The 14,638-nt window shown below is 69.0% G+C and carries 14 protein-coding genes; 7 read left to right on the forward strand and 7 right to left on the reverse strand.

The genetic code is table 11. From position 1 onward, the window contains the following. Window positions 1-62 precede the first annotated feature (62 nt). Window positions 63-842: a fumarylacetoacetate hydrolase family protein gene (locus ACTWQR_RS41060; RefSeq protein WP_443232357.1), complete on the reverse strand. Its 780-nt coding sequence runs from the start codon at window positions 840-842 to the stop codon at window positions 63-65. 184 nt (window positions 843-1,026) lie between these two features. Here ACTWQR_RS41060 and ACTWQR_RS41065 point away from each other — a divergent pair, with 184 nt between their 5' ends. Beyond that, a complete protein-coding gene (locus tag ACTWQR_RS41065) occupies window positions 1,027-2,058 on the forward strand; it encodes a LacI family DNA-binding transcriptional regulator (RefSeq protein ID WP_443232358.1) in 1,032 nt (343 codons plus the stop codon). A 79-nt stretch (window positions 2,059-2,137) separates the two neighbouring features. Here ACTWQR_RS41065 and ACTWQR_RS41070 read toward each other — a convergent pair whose 3' ends face one another. Further along, window positions 2,138-2,731, reverse strand: coding sequence for an NADPH-dependent FMN reductase (locus ACTWQR_RS41070; RefSeq protein ID WP_443232359.1), 594 nt, complete (start codon window positions 2,729-2,731; stop codon window positions 2,138-2,140). Between the two features lie 537 nt (window positions 2,732-3,268). On the opposite strand from ACTWQR_RS41070, the gene eno reads away from it, so the two are divergent. The 6 genes from eno (at window position 3,269) to ACTWQR_RS41100 (ending at window position 9,843) form a co-directional block, all read left to right on the forward strand. Beyond that, the gene (gene eno, locus ACTWQR_RS41075) at window positions 3,269-4,579 is read left to right on the forward strand and encodes a phosphopyruvate hydratase (RefSeq protein ID WP_443232360.1); all 1,311 of its coding nucleotides are present in this window, start codon (window positions 3,269-3,271) and stop codon (window positions 4,577-4,579) included. A gap of 67 nt (window positions 4,580-4,646) precedes the next feature. Then, window positions 4,647-5,651 (forward strand): VOC family protein, encoded by a 1,005-nt coding sequence (locus ACTWQR_RS41080; RefSeq protein ID WP_443232361.1) that lies wholly within the window; start codon window positions 4,647-4,649, stop codon window positions 5,649-5,651. A gap of 32 nt (window positions 5,652-5,683) precedes the next feature. Continuing rightward, window positions 5,684-6,235 carry a carboxymuconolactone decarboxylase family protein gene (locus tag ACTWQR_RS41085; protein WP_443232362.1) on the forward strand — a complete coding sequence of 184 codons (552 nt, stop codon included), beginning with the start codon at window positions 5,684-5,686 and terminating at the stop codon, window positions 6,233-6,235. A gap of 129 nt (window positions 6,236-6,364) precedes the next feature. Continuing rightward, window positions 6,365-7,471 (forward strand): alcohol dehydrogenase catalytic domain-containing protein, encoded by a 1,107-nt coding sequence (locus ACTWQR_RS41090; protein WP_443232363.1) that lies wholly within the window; start codon window positions 6,365-6,367, stop codon window positions 7,469-7,471. 196 nt (window positions 7,472-7,667) lie between these two features. Further along, window positions 7,668-8,576, forward strand: a complete 909-nt coding sequence (locus ACTWQR_RS41095) for a LysR substrate-binding domain-containing protein (protein WP_443232364.1) — start codon at window positions 7,668-7,670, stop codon at window positions 8,574-8,576. Window positions 8,577-8,976: 400 nt separating this feature from the next. Then, a complete protein-coding gene (locus tag ACTWQR_RS41100; protein ID WP_443232365.1) occupies window positions 8,977-9,843 on the forward strand; it encodes a 3-hydroxybutyryl-CoA dehydrogenase in 867 nt (288 codons plus the stop codon). Between the two features lie 68 nt (window positions 9,844-9,911). Here the strand turns inward: ACTWQR_RS41100 and ACTWQR_RS41105 are convergent, their stop codons facing one another. From ACTWQR_RS41105 to ACTWQR_RS41125, 5 genes are all read right to left on the reverse strand, one after another. After that, window positions 9,912-11,147 (reverse strand): zinc ribbon domain-containing protein, encoded by a 1,236-nt coding sequence (locus tag ACTWQR_RS41105; RefSeq protein ID WP_443232366.1) that lies wholly within the window; start codon window positions 11,145-11,147, stop codon window positions 9,912-9,914. 156 nt (window positions 11,148-11,303) lie between these two features. Continuing rightward, entirely contained in the window at window positions 11,304-11,426 is a 123-nt protein-coding gene (locus tag ACTWQR_RS41110) for a hypothetical protein (RefSeq protein ID WP_443232367.1), read from the reverse strand. A gap of 187 nt (window positions 11,427-11,613) precedes the next feature. Next, entirely contained in the window at window positions 11,614-11,919 is a 306-nt protein-coding gene (locus ACTWQR_RS41115; RefSeq protein ID WP_443232368.1) for a hypothetical protein, read from the reverse strand. 196 nt (window positions 11,920-12,115) lie between these two features. Then, window positions 12,116-13,294 carry an acyl-CoA dehydrogenase family protein gene (locus ACTWQR_RS41120; RefSeq protein WP_443232369.1) on the reverse strand — a complete coding sequence of 393 codons (1,179 nt, stop codon included), beginning with the start codon at window positions 13,292-13,294 and terminating at the stop codon, window positions 12,116-12,118. Window positions 13,295-13,353: 59 nt separating this feature from the next. Then, window positions 13,354-14,598, reverse strand: a complete 1,245-nt coding sequence (locus ACTWQR_RS41125; RefSeq protein ID WP_443232370.1) for a CaiB/BaiF CoA transferase family protein — start codon at window positions 14,596-14,598, stop codon at window positions 13,354-13,356. Between the last annotated feature and the right edge of the window lie 40 nt (window positions 14,599-14,638).

A 14,638-nucleotide genomic window follows, 5' to 3' on the forward strand; every position in this document is an offset into this window, starting at 1 on the left:
TGCCTGTCAGCCGTTCTTTAGTGGCCAGGCCCGGTGTGAGGTCGGCCGGCGGACGACCCGAGTCAGAGGCTCTCGGCCACGACCGGATTGCGCAGGACGCCGATGCCCTCGATCTCCACCTCGATCTCGTCTCCCGGACGGATGGGCCCGACACCGGAAGGCGTGCCGGTCATGATCGCGTCTCCGGGCAGCAGCGTCAGGTAGCGGCTGAGGTAGCTGACGATGTCGGGAACGGCGAGCAGCAGGTCGGCAGTGCTCGCCGACTGCGTGACGGTGCCGTTCACACGGGTCGTCAGCGACAGTCCGGAGGGGTCGAGTTCGGTCGCGATGACCGGTCCGAGGGGGGCGAAGGTGTCCTGCCCCTTACCGATCAGAAGTGTTCCGAATGCGCTTTCCTTGCGCTGGACGATGCGGTCGCTGACGTCATTTCCGCACGTATAGCCGAGGATGAACTCATGAGCCTCGGAGGGCTTCACATGACGGGCTTCCTTTCCGATGACGACGACCAACTCGCCTTCGAAATGGACCAGTTCACCATCCGCCGGATAGACGATGGCGTCACCCGGTCCAATCGCCGCAGTACTCGGCTTCATGAAGCACACGGGAACTTCTGGAACCTCGCGGTCGGTCTCGTCGACGTGCGAGGCGTAGTTGTAGGCGAACCCGAAGATCCGAGGTCGCTCGAGCGGCGGGAGAATGACTGTGTCCCCGACTTCGTCGACGTGCCCCGTAGGGGAAAGCCCGGTGAAGGGATCACCCTCGAATCTCATGATCCTGGCGTCACCGGCTTCGAGTTCTCCGTAGTGACGCACGCCGCCGACGGCATACCTGACGATCCGCACGGAAACCTCCTGCAACTAGGCAGCCGCGGGCGGCTGTAGGGCCCATCCCATAGTGCTAACGTTAGCACGCAGTTGATGATCAACCCGGCGCCCCACTCCTCCAAACGCTGGGCGCGATGAGAGCGCTATCGTTGGCATACGGAAAGTAACGGCACGGGACCAGTCGCTCGAGGGGGCCCCATACGTGATCACGACCAGGGACATCGCCGAACGCCTGGGCGTCTCCGTCTCGACGGTCGGCCGGGCACTCGCCGACGATCCCCGCATCAGCGAGGAGACCAAGTTCCGGGTCCGCCAGGCCGCTTCCGAAATGGGATACGTCGGCAACCGAGCGGCCCGGATGATGCGCGGAGCGTCCAGCAACGTGGTCGGGCTGGTGATCCCGGACATCCGCAACAGCTTCTACGCGACCATCGCGCACGAGATGTCCAAGAACATGGAGGCCGAGGGCTTCCAGTTGATGCTCTCGGAGACCGACGACGACCGGATGGTGGAGCTGCGCCATCTGCGGGAGCTGTCCGCGAACCGCGTGGCGGGCGTCATCATCGTGCCCACCGCGCGCCCGCACGGCGACTCCGTCAAACTCCTGCGCACGGTGCCGCACCTGCAACTGCTGCGCCGCCACCCGTCGCTCGGTTCCCAGTGGTTCGGCGTGGACGACCATGAGGCGCTGCGCCAGGGCACGGCCCACCTGGTGGCCCAGGGCCACACCCGCCTCGCGTACGTGGGCGGCCCCACGGAGCTGCCCACGGGCGCGGAGCGTCTGCGCGGCTTCCGCAGTGCCCTGAGCGAAGGCGGCCTGCCGGACGGCGCCGGGCGCACGGAGCTGGGGCCGCCGTCGTCCGTGGACCACGGCCGCCAGGCGGTGCGCCGGCTGCTGAAGGGGACGGACGCTCCCACCGCTCTCGTACTGGGATCGATCCAGCTCACCCTCGCGGTCCTGGAGGAGTTGTCCGAGCAGGGCGTGAAGGTGCCTGGGGAACTGTCCGTGGTCGGGTTCGGGGACGAGCCGGGGTTTTCCTGGTGGGGTCCCGGACTCACCACGATCGGTCTGCCGATCCAGGAGATGGCCACCGGTTGCGCTTTGTGGCTGATGCGCCGGCTCAAAACCAAGTCGGGCAACGACGGCCCGTACACGTCGGTCTCCCCTGGATCACTGGTCCTGCGCGGCAGCACGGCGCCCCCCGGCGGAAGGGCTCCGACCAGGACCGGATGAGCCACGGGCGACCTCGCCCACAGACACGAAGGCGCCCGGAGCGCATCGCTCCGGGCGCCTTCGTGTTCTCGGCGGCAGGTCAGTACGTTCCGCTGCGCAGCCGGCGCATGGCCCGGGCGGTGCGCGCGAGTTCGTCGAGCATCTGCTCGGCAGCGGCCTCGTGCGGCTTGCCGGGCCGGAAATCGCCGTCCTCGACGAGTTCGTTGACGAACGGGATGCTCACGGTCGGACCGATCGGCAGCATCCTGAGGTTCGCCACGACCTGCTTGGACATCTGCACCGCCCGAGTGCCCGCCGAGACACCCCCGTAGCTGACGAACCCGGCCGGCTTGTGCCGCCACTCCACGACGAGGTAGTCCCACGCGTTCTTCAACGGGGCGGGGAAGCCGCCGTTGTACTCCGGAGTGACGAAGACGAACGCGTCCGACGCGTCGACGAGCCGGCTCCATGCGCGGGTGTGGCTCTTCGTGTACTGCTGCAGCGCGGGCGGATGCGGCTCGTCGAAGAAGGGACGGGCGAGTTCGTACAGGTCGACGGTGCGCGACTCGAACTGGTCGCACTCCGCGGCTCGGAGGGTGAACCAGTCCGCGACGGATCTGCCCACACGTCCAGGACGCGTACTGGCCACAACAGTGGTGAGGGTCATCGGCGCCGCGGAGGGCTCGGGTGCCATATCGGGCTCACTTTCCTCTCGGGCGCGATCCGGCCCGACGGACCCGCGCTCGCCTGTGCTGTCCGTCCGATCCAGGAAGAGCGCAGGTCCGGCGGAGTCCTTGCCGGAGCGCGATGGAATGTGCGAACGATAGCACTGTCGACTCGGCGAGCCAACGGCCGGGGGCAACCGACGACCTCACTGAATCGAAGTTTCACCTGCCTCTTGACACAACCCCCAGGCACTTCGCACGATTGCGCTATCGTTAGCACCAAGAAAGTGCGGGCGGGCAACCCTCGTCACCGCCCTTCGTCTCCGGATTCCCTCGCCGGCCCGGACACGACAACGAACAGAGCCGTTACGACACTTCGCTCGCGTCCGGCGCCGGCGCACCGACTCGGGTGTCAGCGCACGGGGTCCGCCCGCGCCCTTTCGTCGGCGAGGACTTTCCGTGCGCCGGTGGCTGCGGGGTTGCCCGCACTCGGATGACAGACGTGCACACAGGCACGGGCCCCGCCTCATCACCCGATCGTCCGAACTCCGAAAGGTTGCACCGCAATGACAGACGCGCGGATCGCCAAGCTCTACGGCCGCAGGGTGTGGGACTCACGCGGTCGGCCGACCGTCGAAGTCGAGGCCCACCTCGCGGACGGCGCGATCGGGCGGGCCATCGCACCGGCAGGAGCCTCGACGGGCCAGGGCGAGGCGCTCGACCTGCGCGACGGCGGCAGCCGCTTCGGCGGCCTCGACGTCCAGCGTGCGGTCGGCTCGGTGAACCAGGAGATCGCGCCCGCCCTCCTTGACCGGGACGCGACCGATCAGGAAGCCGTCGACCGGCTTCTGGTGGACCTCGACGGAACCCCCGACCGTAGCCGACTCGGCGGCAACGCGATCGTGGCCACGTCCATGGCGGTGCTGCACGCCGCCGCCGCATCGGCGGGCGTGCCACTGTGGCAGCACCTGGCGGGTGGACGGCCGGTCCGTATCCCGCTCCCGGAGATCCAGATCTTCGGCGGCGGCGCCCACGCGGACCGCCGCGTCGACGTCCAGGACTTCATGGTGGTCTGCCCCGCGGCACAGAGCTTCTCCGAGGCCCTGGACTGGACCGCGGAGATCTACCGGGCCGCCGGCAGTCTGATGCGGAAAGCGGGCAAAGCGCAGGGGGTCGCCGACGAAGGCGGCTTCTGGCCGGCGTTCGACTCCAACGAGGAGGCGCTGGAGACACTGACCCAGGCGATCGAGAGCGCGGGCTTCGCCCCCTCGGCCCAGGTCGCCATCTCACTGGATGTCGCGGCCTCGCAGTTCGGCAGCGGCGGACAGTACACGCTGGCCCTGGACGACCGCACCCTGGACACCGAAGCGCTGATCGACATGCTGGGCAGCTGGATCGAGCAGTATCCGATCCTGTCCATCGAGGACCCGGTGGGCGAGGACGACCACGAGGGCATGCTGGAGTTCACCCGGCGCCATGGCCACCGCTGCCAGGTGATCGGCGACGACTACCTGGTCACGAACGCCAAGCGGGTCGAGGCGGCGGCCACCGGCGGAACAGCGAACGCCGTTCTCGTCAAGCCGAACCAGGCCGGTACGGTCACGGAGGCCTTCCAGGCCCTGCAGGCCGGAAAGGAGGCCGGCTTCGGCACGATCGTCTCGGCGCGTTCCGGAGAGACCGAGGACATCACCATCGCCCATCTCAGCGTCGGCTGGGACGCGGGCCAGCTGAAGGTGGGCTCGTTCACCCGCTCCGAGCGAATGGCCAAGTGGAACGAGGTTCTGCGTATCGAGGAGTCCCTCGGTGAATCCGCGGAATTCAGTGGATGGTCCGCATTCACATTCGCCGGTGCCGGGCCCTCGACGACCAAGCCGTAAATCGGCCACGAGATACTACATATCACTGTCATCGAAATCCAGAGCCGATCCGAGCACGGAGACCAGCATGCTGCCACCCGTCAATCTGCGCCCGAGTTTCAACATCACCCGCTCCAGTCACGTTCGCCTCACGGTCGCGGATCTGGCCGAGAGCCGGAACTTCTACGTGAACGTGCTGGGGCTGGTCGTCAGCGACGAGGACGAGCGCACCTGCTACCTCCGCGGCCTGGCCGAAGCCTGCCACCACAGCCTCGTCCTGGAGCTGGACGAGGAGGGCGCCGGCAAGTGCGGGAGGATCGGCTTCCGAGTGTTCTTCGACGAGGACCTCGACCTCGCGTACGCCTGGTTCCGTGAGCGGGGACTGCCCGCCGAGTGGGTCGACGTCCCGTACCAGGGCCGCACCCTGCACGTCAGCGACCCGATCGGCACACCGCTCGAACTGTGCGCGCACATGGAGACGCGGCCGAGGCTGCACATCAACTTCGAACTCCACAAGGGTGCCCACGCGCAGCGGCTGGACCACTACCAGACCTTCGCGCCCGACACCTACGAGCTGTGCGCGTTCTACGGCGAGCTCGGCTTCCGCAACTCGGAGTACCTGGAGCACGGCGACAAGCTGCTGGGTGCCTTCATGTACCGCAAGGGCACCTGCCTCGACCTCGCGATCGTCGAGAACACCGGGCCCGCCCTGCACCACTTCGCCTACACCGTCTCCGAGAGCCATGACATCTTCACCGCCTGCGACTGGGCGGGCATCCAAGGCTACGGCGACGGCGTGGAGCGTGGCCCCGGACGCCACGGTCCGGGCGGGATGCTCTTCGCCTACCTCCGCGACCCCGACGGGCACCGGGTGGAGGTCTTCAACAGCCACTACCAGACGATCGACACCGAGATCGAGCCGGTGCGCTGGGACGCGGGGTCGCTGAGCACCAACGCCCGCTGGGGCCTCCCGGCCCTTGAGAAGTGGTACTTCGAGGCGTCGCCCTTCGTCGGCGTGCCGCAGATTCCGCCGGCCGAGCCGCCGAAGCCGATGTCGCTCGAGCGGTTCCTGCTCGAGCAGCCCACCCCCTGACCTTTCGCCGCTACGTCACCCAAGGAGACGCCATGGCACGAGTCCCCTACCTGCGCCGCGAGGACGCGGATGAGTCGCAGAAGCCCCTGTACGACCGGCTGGAAACCGAACGCAAGGTACCGACGGCGAACATCTTCCTCGCCCTCACCAACGCGCCCACGCAGCTGGACGCCTTCCTGACCTATGCCAACTCACTGCGAGCCGCCGACCTCAGCCCCAAGCTGCGCGAACTGGCGATCCTGACCGTGGGGTACGCGACCCGGTCCGCGTACGAGGTCGCGCACCACCAGTCGCACGGGCTCAAGGCCGGGCTCACCGGGGAACAGCTCGCGGCGGTGGCCGACTTCGAGTCGTCCGGTCTGTTCGACGACACGGAGAAGGCGGTGATGCGCCTCGCCAAGGAGTCCACGCTCCTGGTCGACGTCTCGGACGAGACATGGCGTGCCGCTGCCGACCACCTGACGGACAAGCAGATGGTCGAACTGTCGTTGTCCATCGCCTGGTACAACTCCGGCGTCCGCATCATGGGGCTGCTGGGAATCGACCTCGAGGACAATTACCCGCATCCTTTCCCGAGTTCGTAGGACTCGGCGCCGCAAGGCCCGTCAATACCTGAGATGTGATTACCGAGCCGCCGGTCCGTCGTCTCGGTCGCCGAAAAAGATTTCTCCGTCCCCGATCGTCGGGACGGAGCAGTTTCAAGGAGTATTTCAATGGCGAAAATGCTCGCTGCCCGACTGCACGCGCTCGGTGAGCCGATGTCCGTGGACACGATCGACGTGCCCACCCCACGGCCGACCGACGTGCTGGTACGGGTCAAAGCGTGCGGGATCGTGCCGAACATGGCCAACGTGATCAACAACTGGCCGACCTGGTTCCCGCACCAACCGTTGCCGCGGTTCCCCGCCATCTTCGGCCTGGATGCCGCCGGCGTGGTCGAGCAGGTCGGCGAGGCGGTGCTGCACACCAAGCCGGGTGACCGGGTGTACGTCAACCCGCTGCGGTCCTGCGGCAGTTGCCAGGTGTGCCGGGGCGGTGAACTGAGCCGGTGCCGCTACTTCACGTTGAACGGCTACTTCAGCACGTCCCGTGACGGCCAGCGGATCTTCGACCTGTACCCGTACGGCGGTTTCGCGGAGTACATGACCGCCCCGCAGTACTCGATCGTCAACATCCCTGACACCATGACGTTCGAGCAGGCCGGCAAGCTGGGCTACATCGGAACGTCCTACGGAGCTCTCAAGAACGCCGCCGCCGGCCCCGGCCAGGTAGCGCTGATCGACGGGGTCACGGGAACACTCGGTGTAGCGTCCACGGTGCTCGCGCTGGCCTCCGGCGCCTCCAGGATCCTCGGCACCGGCCGCAACGAGGAGCTCCTCAAGCGCGTGAAGGAACTGGCCCCGGAGCGGATCGAGGTCTTCCGCCTGGGTGACGGCTCCACCGGCGAGTGGGCGAAGTCCCTGACCGGCGGCGAAGGTGCGGACTACGTGATCAGCGCCCTGGGCGCCAAGGCCCCGGTGGAGACGATGCTCGACTCCATGCAGGGTGTCCGCCGGGGCGGCAAGGTGGTCAACGTCGGCGGCGTGGCAGACCGGCTGCCCGTGGACGTGAAGTGGCTCATGGACGAGCAGGTCCAGCTGATCGGCTCCAACTGGTTCACCACCGCCCAGGGGCAGGAACTCGCCGACATGGTGGCCACGGGCACCCTGGACCTGTCCTACCTGCAGGCCAAGCCATTCCCGCTGTCCAAGGTCAACGAGGCGATCTCGGGCCTCGAGGACCGCGACGGCGGATTCAGCAATTACGTCGTCATCCCCTGAGCCGCCGGTCCACAGGTGCGGATCCGGGCCTGCCCGCTCGTCCGGACGCTCCTCGGCCGACAGCGGCCCTGACGCCCATACTCACCCCGCGGCGGTCCTGTTATGCCCTGACTGCTCGCCGCGGGGTGTCCAACCCACCGGCCGTGCACACGGCCGGTGCTCTCGTCGGAACAGGCCCGGCAGGACGGAGGAACCGGTGGAACTGCGCTGGCTGGAATCATTCGTCACCGTCGCGGAGGAACTGCACTTCGCGCGTGCGTCGGACCGTCTGCATCTCGCTCCGTCGGCACTCAGCGCTCAGATCAGGGCGTTGGAGTCACACCTGGGCGTCCGCCTGATCGACCGCGGACGACGCACCCGCCCGGCGCTGACCAGCGCCGGGCAACTGTTCGTCGAGGAGGCGCGGCTGACCCTCGCCCAGGCCGCGCGGGCCGAGGCCGTGGGCCGACGTGCCGGTCGTGGGGAGCTGGGGCACGCCCAGATCGCGTACGTCGCCTCGGCCGCGTTCTCCGGGGTGCTGACCGATGTGCTCACCCGCTGCGCGGCCCCCGGCACACAACTCATCGTACAGGTACGCGAGTTGGAGACGCCGGCGCAGCTGGAAGCGCTGGCCTGCGGGGACGTAGACGTCGGCTTCCTGCGCTGGAGGCCGGAGTACCCGCCCGAAGTCACGGCAACCTGTCTGCTCACCGAAGACGTCGTCCTGGCGCTGCCGGCCGACGCGCCGCTCGCGGCGTACGAAGCGGTACCGGCGGCGAAGCTGTGCGACGAGCAGTTCGTGGCCCCGCACTTCGACGAGGAGTACGGCTGCCGCGACCAGATCCTGGAGGTGGCGGTACAGGGGGGGTTCAGCCCGCGGTGCGCTGCCCCGGTACGGGACTTCATCGCTGCTCTGACACTCGTGGGCGGTGGTCTCGCGGTCGCCCTGGTCCCCGATTCGCTGCGCCGCGTGCAGATCCCCGGGGTGGCCTACCGTCCGCTGGCGGACGTACCGCTGACCACCCGGCTGGTGGGCGCCTACCGCCGGGGCGAGACCTCGCCCGCGGTGCGCGGCGTGATCCGCCGTCTGCGGGAGGCGGCTGCCGCCACGGTCGCCGCCGACTGAAGCCGCGCTGCCCAGGCAGGCGGTCGGTATGCCCTCGCAGGAGATCCCGGACGTGCAGTACGCCGCCTTCTGGCGAAGTCCACGTTCTGCAGTCTGCTCAGGGGCCCTGGACCCGCTCCCCCGGAAGTGCCGTCGCGTTCCTGTCCGGTTGTGCGGTCCGCGATCCCCGACCGCCCCCTCGTGCTCGTCTCTCCGGCCGCCGAGACCCGCCCCGGATCGTGATCGGCTTGGCTCGGCGCGGCACCGCCGGTCAACGACGAGCCGACGCATGTTTGTACGCGGAAAACGCACCATCTGAGCAGGTCAGACGGGGTGTACCCGGCCTAGGCTCAACACCGCACCACATACCGGGTCGGCGGCATTCGACCGCCGCCGGACGGAGGGACAGGCGGAGGAGCACATGACATCTATCAAGCACGTGGGCGTCGTCGGCGCCGGGCAGATGGGCCGGGGCATCACCGAGGTCTGCGCCCGGGCCGGACTGCGCGTCACGTTGTGCGACGTGACCGAGGACAGAGCCCGCGCCGGCCTGGCGGGCGTGGCGGACTCCCTGCTCAAGGCGGAGAAGCGCGGCGCCATCACCCCGGAATACCGCGCTCATGCCCTGGCCGGGGTCTCGGTCACCGCAGACCTCTCCCACTTGTCCGGGGCGGACCTGGTCATCGAGGCCGCCGTCGAGGACGAGCAGGCCAAGACGGCTCTGTTCCGGCAGCTGGACGAGGTGGTCACCGACCCGGCCGCCGTACTGGCCAGCAACACCTCCTCGATCCCCATCGCCCGGCTCGCGGCCGTGACCGGACGGCCGGAGTCAGTGGTCGGCCTCCACTTCTTCAACCCCGTCCCTGTCATGCCGCTGGTCGAGGTGATCCCCTCCTTGCACACGTCGAAGTCCACGGAACTGCGCGTGATTGCCTTCGCGAGCGAGATCCTGGGCAAGAAGACGGTCGTCACGCAGGACCGCGCGGGCTTCGTGGTGAATTCCCTGCTGGTTCCCTACCTGTTGGCAGCAGTGCGGATGGTCAGCTCCGGCACGGCGACGGCGGAGGACATCGACACAGGGATGACCGCCGGTTGCGCTCACCCCATGGGCCCGCTGCGCCTCGCCGACCTCATCGGCCTCGACACCGTGGCGGCGATAGGGGAGGCGCTGTACGAGGAGTACCGCGAACCGCTGTACGCCCCTCCCCCGTTGCTGCGCCGCATGGTCGAGTCGGGACTGCTGGGCCGTAAGTCGGGACAGGGGTTCTTCAGCTACCAGGCGGCCTGAGGGCTCGCAGCACGCGGTGTCGCGCGTACGGGCACCGTACTCCGGGCGTCTTCCTTCTGCGTCTCTGATCAGCCTAGTGATCCCATGCAAGACATAGCTTCTGGCGTGGGTTGTGCCCACTGTGGAGGGGTGGCGTGGGCGTGCAGGTGGAAGCCCGCGCCCAGTGCTGCTCCTCGTGGCCGGTGTCGGCCGGATGGGGGTCCCCCCGGACGGAGTCTGGGGGTGGGTGTGCTGATCGTCGTCACGCCCTGGTGCCGGTGGGCTGCGCGGGGCAGCATCCTCCGGCCCGTTGGTGCGTGTCCCTCCGGACGCTGGCCCGCCGGGCCGCAGGGGCCGATGGGGGAGGGTGCCCTGCGTCGCCTGGGCGTGGGGCGTGTGGATCGGCGCCGGATGGGGCCGGTCTTGGTCCGGTCGGCCCGGCTGGTATCGGCGGTCGGGGTGATGACCGCCTGGGTTTCGAGTTTGTCCACGACCGTGCGGATCGCCATCTGTCCGGTGGCCCGGTCGGTGACGGTCTTGGCCTGGTGGGCGAGGCCGCGTGCGGCGATGCGCTGCCAGGCGCCGTGGTCGCGGTCGCCCTGCCAGCCGCATCCGGCCCGGTCGGGGCAGACGGCCCATTTCCAGCCCGGTGCGGTGGGGCGGTCGGGGGCCTTGCGGTGCCGCAGCGGGGTCAGGCACCTCGGACAGTGCCGGGAGGTGTTGCGCGGCGGGACGGTGACGACGGCGATCCCCACCTCTGCGGCCAGATGCCGCATGCGGTCGGCGATCTGCCCGCGCACCGTCTGGGACAGGCGCGTATTCGTGGTGCGGCCCATGCCCTTGGCTTCCATCGACCGCAGGTTTTCCAGGTAGATCACCGTGGCCTGGGCGGCGATGGCCTGATCCACCGTCCAGCGGGCAGCGGCCCAGGCCAGGGCATCGTTGAGGTTCGACCTGCGGTCGCAGACTTGGCGGATCTCCTCACGGAGCACCTCATGTCTGCCGGTGAGCGAATGCCTGGTGGTGTCGCCGATGAGCCGCTGATACTGGTCGGCCTTGGCGTGCAGGTACTCCGACAGGCGCCGGAGCCGGTGCTGCCTAGCCAGGACGCCGGCGGCCCGGAACTGGGCGCCGTGCCCGCGCGCGGTGATCTGACCGTCGCCGTGCAACCGGGCGGTGCCCGCGGACAGCAGGGTGTTCAAGCCCCAGTCCACACCGAGCGCCACGGTGTGGCCGGTACGGGACGTCTTCGGCACGGCGTGGGTGTAGGCCAGGTCGGCGCGCACCTTCCCGCCCGCAAGGCGCAGGGTGGGCAGGTGCAGCACCGCGCCGGGCGGGACCGTGGGCGGCAGCGTGATGGGGCAGGCTACCCACGTCCAGTCGCGGTAGGAACGCGGGTCGGGTCGGGTGGGCAGCTGCAGACGCAGCAGCGCGCGTTGCGGGTCGTCCTCGCCGCGTTCGATGGTGGCCTGCTGCCCGTCTCACGCCGACAGCAGCAGCATCTGCGCCGCCCCAGGATGGGCCTCCAGCTCGAACACATCAGCGGGCAGACGGCCGTGCTGTGTGGCGAAGGCGCTGATCTGTCGGGTGCGGGAGCGGATCACCTCGACGGGAGATCCGGGCCGCCGGAGACCGCCTCCCGCACCCGGTCCCACTCCTCAGGCGTGCGCCTGCCCGGATCGCACGGCCACGTCTGAAGGACTGCAGACGTCAGCTCGGCCCGCCAGTGGGCCGAGCGCAGGACACGCCCGGCCTGCTCCTGGGCCATGCGCACGAGCCGGTCGTTGACCCTCACGCCCCGGCCGCGGCGGCCGTCCAGCCCAGCCTCCGCAACGCCATCCACGCGTTCGACGGCAGCGTCCGCCCACCCGCGTCCTCACCGGAGGCAAGTGTGTCCACATCGGTGGCGTTCCAGTGCTCGGCCAGCAGGTCGGCGGCCATCCCGGAGACCAGATCGGCGGCGCAGCCTACCCGCTGTGCCAGCACAGCGGCCGACAGCACCTCGCCCGTCTTCTCCACCACGCCCGTACACAGCAGTCCACGGGCACAGGCGGTCCGGGCCGTTTCGCCCTCGCCCAGCGGCAGCTTCCGGCTCACCGGCACTCCCCCTTTCCTGCCCGTGGTGATGTCATCCGATCAACGACACACCCGCGAAAAGGTCACGCATTCGATCCACGCACTCAGACACGACACCGAGACCGGTACCGGACACACGGCACGACACCGACGGGCGATGCATCGCTACGGATGCCAAAGGAAACACGTGAGCCTTCAGCAGTCCGGCCTTCAGCGGTCAGCGGAACGCCGCCTGGCCAGTGATCGCCTGCCCGACGACCAGGGTGTGCATCTCACTGGTGCCTTCGTAGGTCAGGACGGACTCCAGGTTGTTGGCATGGCGCAGCGGCGAGTACTCCAGGGAGATGCCGTTGGCCCCCAGGACGGTGCGGCACTCCCGCGCGATGGCGATCGCCTCCCGAACGTTGTTGAGCTTGCCGACGCTGATCTGCTCGGGCCTGATGCGGTGTTGGTCCTTGAGCCGGCCCAGGTGGATGGCGAGCAGTGCGGCATTGCCCACGGATACGCTCATGTCGGCGAGCTTCTTCTGGGTGAGCTGGAAGGCGCTGATCGGCTTGTCGAACTGCACGCGCGAGTCGGCGTACTCGATGGCCGCCTGCAGCGAGTCGCGGGCCGCGCCGACCGCGCCGAACAGGATGCCGAAGCGGGCCTCGTTCAGGCAGGACAGCGGGCCGCGCAGGCCCTCCGCGAGCGGGAGCCGCGCCGAGTCGGGCAGCCGTACGTTGTCGAAGTACAGCTCCGAGGTGATGGACGCGCGCAACGACATCTTCTGCTTGATGTCCTGTGTGGTGAAGCCGGGCGTTCCGCGAGGCACGAGGAAGCCGCGGACGCCGTCCTCGGTCTGTGCCCAGACGGTGGCCACGTCGGCGATGCCGCCGTTGGTGATCCACATCTTGGAGCCGTTCAGGATCCAGTCTTCGCCGTCGCGGACTGCCCTGGTGCGCATCCCGGAGGGGTTGCTGCCGAAGTCGGGCTCGGTCAGACCGAAGCAGCCGATGGCCTCACCGGCGGCGAGCCGGGGCAGCCACTCCTGCTTCTGCTCCTCCGAGCCCCACTTCCAGATGGAGAACATCGACAGCGAGCCCTGCACGGAGACGAAGCTGCGGAAGCCGGAGTCCGCCGCCTCCAGCTCCAGGCAGGCGAGGCCGTAGCTGACCGCGTTCGTCCCGGCGCAGCCGTACCCTTCGAGGTGCATGCCGAGAACACCCAACTTGCCGAGTTCCGGGGCGAGTTCGCGGGCGAAGTGTGCGTTCTCGAACCACTCGCCGATGTGCGGGCGCACCCGGTCGGCGAGGAACTTGGCGACGGTGGCCTGGATCTCGCGTTCCTCGTCGCTGAGGGTGGAGGAGAGGTCGAGCAGGTCGAGGGGGTCCTTCATGGGCTTGGCGCCGCTCATCGTGAGCTCCTGGGGGTTTGTGGTGATCGGTTGGGTCGTGGTGCCTGCGACGGAAACGGTCAGGTGACCGCTTCGTTCTGTGCGGAGGCGTGGTGGAAAGGGCGGTGCAGAATCTCGGCGGTGTGCTGGCCCAGGCGCGGTGGCGGCAGGCGGTACCGCGCGGGCGTGCCGCTCAGCGTGATGGGGCTCGCGACCTGGCGGGAGGGTCTGCCCTCTGCTCCGTCGGCGGGTGCGACGGGGATGTCTACGATGCCGGGAAGGCCGAGTTTCCGGGCGAAGTCGAACGCCTCGTCGAGGGTGTTGACCGGTCCGGCGGGCACACCCGCGGCCAGCAGGACGGCCGACCAGTGGTCCGCGTCGGCGGCGCCCAGCCGTTCGGTCAGGATGTCCCGCAGTTCGGTGCGGTGGGCGACTCGGTCGGCGTTGGTGCGGAAGCGGTCGTCGAGAGCGAGACCGGGATCCCCGACGAGGTCGGCGAGCGCGGCGAACTGCCGGTCGTTGCCCACTGCGATCGCGATCGGACGATCGGCGGCAGGGAAGGTCTCGTACGGGGCGATGCTCGGGTGCGCGTTGCCCATACGCCCCGGAACCACACCGGCGACGGCGAACGCGGACGCCTGGTTGACCATGGCCGACAGCAGCGAGCTGAGAAGGTTCACCTCCACGTGCTGGCCCTCCCCGGTGGCGTCCCGGTTCCGGAGGGCCGCGAGGATGCCCAGCGAGGCGTGCAGGCCGGTGATCACATCGACCAGGGCCACGCCCGCCTTCACCGGCTCCCCGGCCGCGTCCCCGGTCACGCTCATCAGACCGCCGACGGCCTGCACGAGCAGGTCGTATCCAGGGATCGCCGCGCCCGCACCGCTGCCGAAACCGCTGATCGAGCAGTAGATCAACCCCGGGTGCCGGGCGCGGAGTTCGCGCTGGCCGAGTCCGAGCCGTTCCATCGTGCCGGGGCGGAAGTTCTCCACCAGCACGTCGGACTCGGCGACCAGGGCGCGGGCCTGTTCGAGGCCGATGTCGGTCGTGAGGTCCAGGGTGACGGACTTCTTGTTCCGGTTGACGCCGAGGAAGTAGGTCGACGTGCCGTCGTGGTCCGCCGGAGGGTGCCAGGCCCGGGTGTCGTCCCCGATGCCCGGCCGCTCGACCTTCACCACGTCTGCGCCGAGGTCGGCGAGGAGCATGGTGGCGTAGGGGCCCGCGAGAACCCGGGAGAAGTCGGCGATGCGCAGACCCTCCAGCGCGCCGCGCCCCGCTCCCTCGACGACGCCGGCCCATCCGTCCGGCGTGTTCTGCTGGGTGCCCACGCACCCTCCTCTCTGATTGTCCCGCGTACGCGAGGTGACT

The organism is Streptomyces sp. 2A115 (assembly GCF_052245575.1).
Classification (GTDB): Bacteria; Actinomycetota; Actinomycetes; order Streptomycetales; family Streptomycetaceae; genus Streptomyces.

What these genes read in the sequence shown, in the direction of transcription:
- ACTWQR_RS41100 (WP_443232365.1), top strand. Translation starts at nt 8,977, where the DNA reads ATGACATCTATCAAGCACGTGGGCGTCGTCGGCGCCGGGCAGATGGGC.
- ACTWQR_RS41070 (WP_443232359.1), bottom strand. Translation starts at nt 2,731, where the DNA reads ATGGCACCCGAGCCCTCCGCGGCGCCGATGACCCTCACCACTGTTGTG.
- ACTWQR_RS41090 (WP_443232363.1), top strand. Translation starts at nt 6,365, where the DNA reads ATGGCGAAAATGCTCGCTGCCCGACTGCACGCGCTCGGTGAGCCGATG.
- ACTWQR_RS41120 (WP_443232369.1), bottom strand. Translation starts at nt 13,294, where the DNA reads ATGAGCGGCGCCAAGCCCATGAAGGACCCCCTCGACCTGCTCGACCTC.
- ACTWQR_RS41080 (WP_443232361.1), top strand. Translation starts at nt 4,647, where the DNA reads ATGCTGCCACCCGTCAATCTGCGCCCGAGTTTCAACATCACCCGCTCC.
- eno (WP_443232360.1), top strand. Translation starts at nt 3,269, where the DNA reads ATGACAGACGCGCGGATCGCCAAGCTCTACGGCCGCAGGGTGTGGGAC.
- ACTWQR_RS41085 (WP_443232362.1), top strand. Translation starts at nt 5,684, where the DNA reads ATGGCACGAGTCCCCTACCTGCGCCGCGAGGACGCGGATGAGTCGCAG.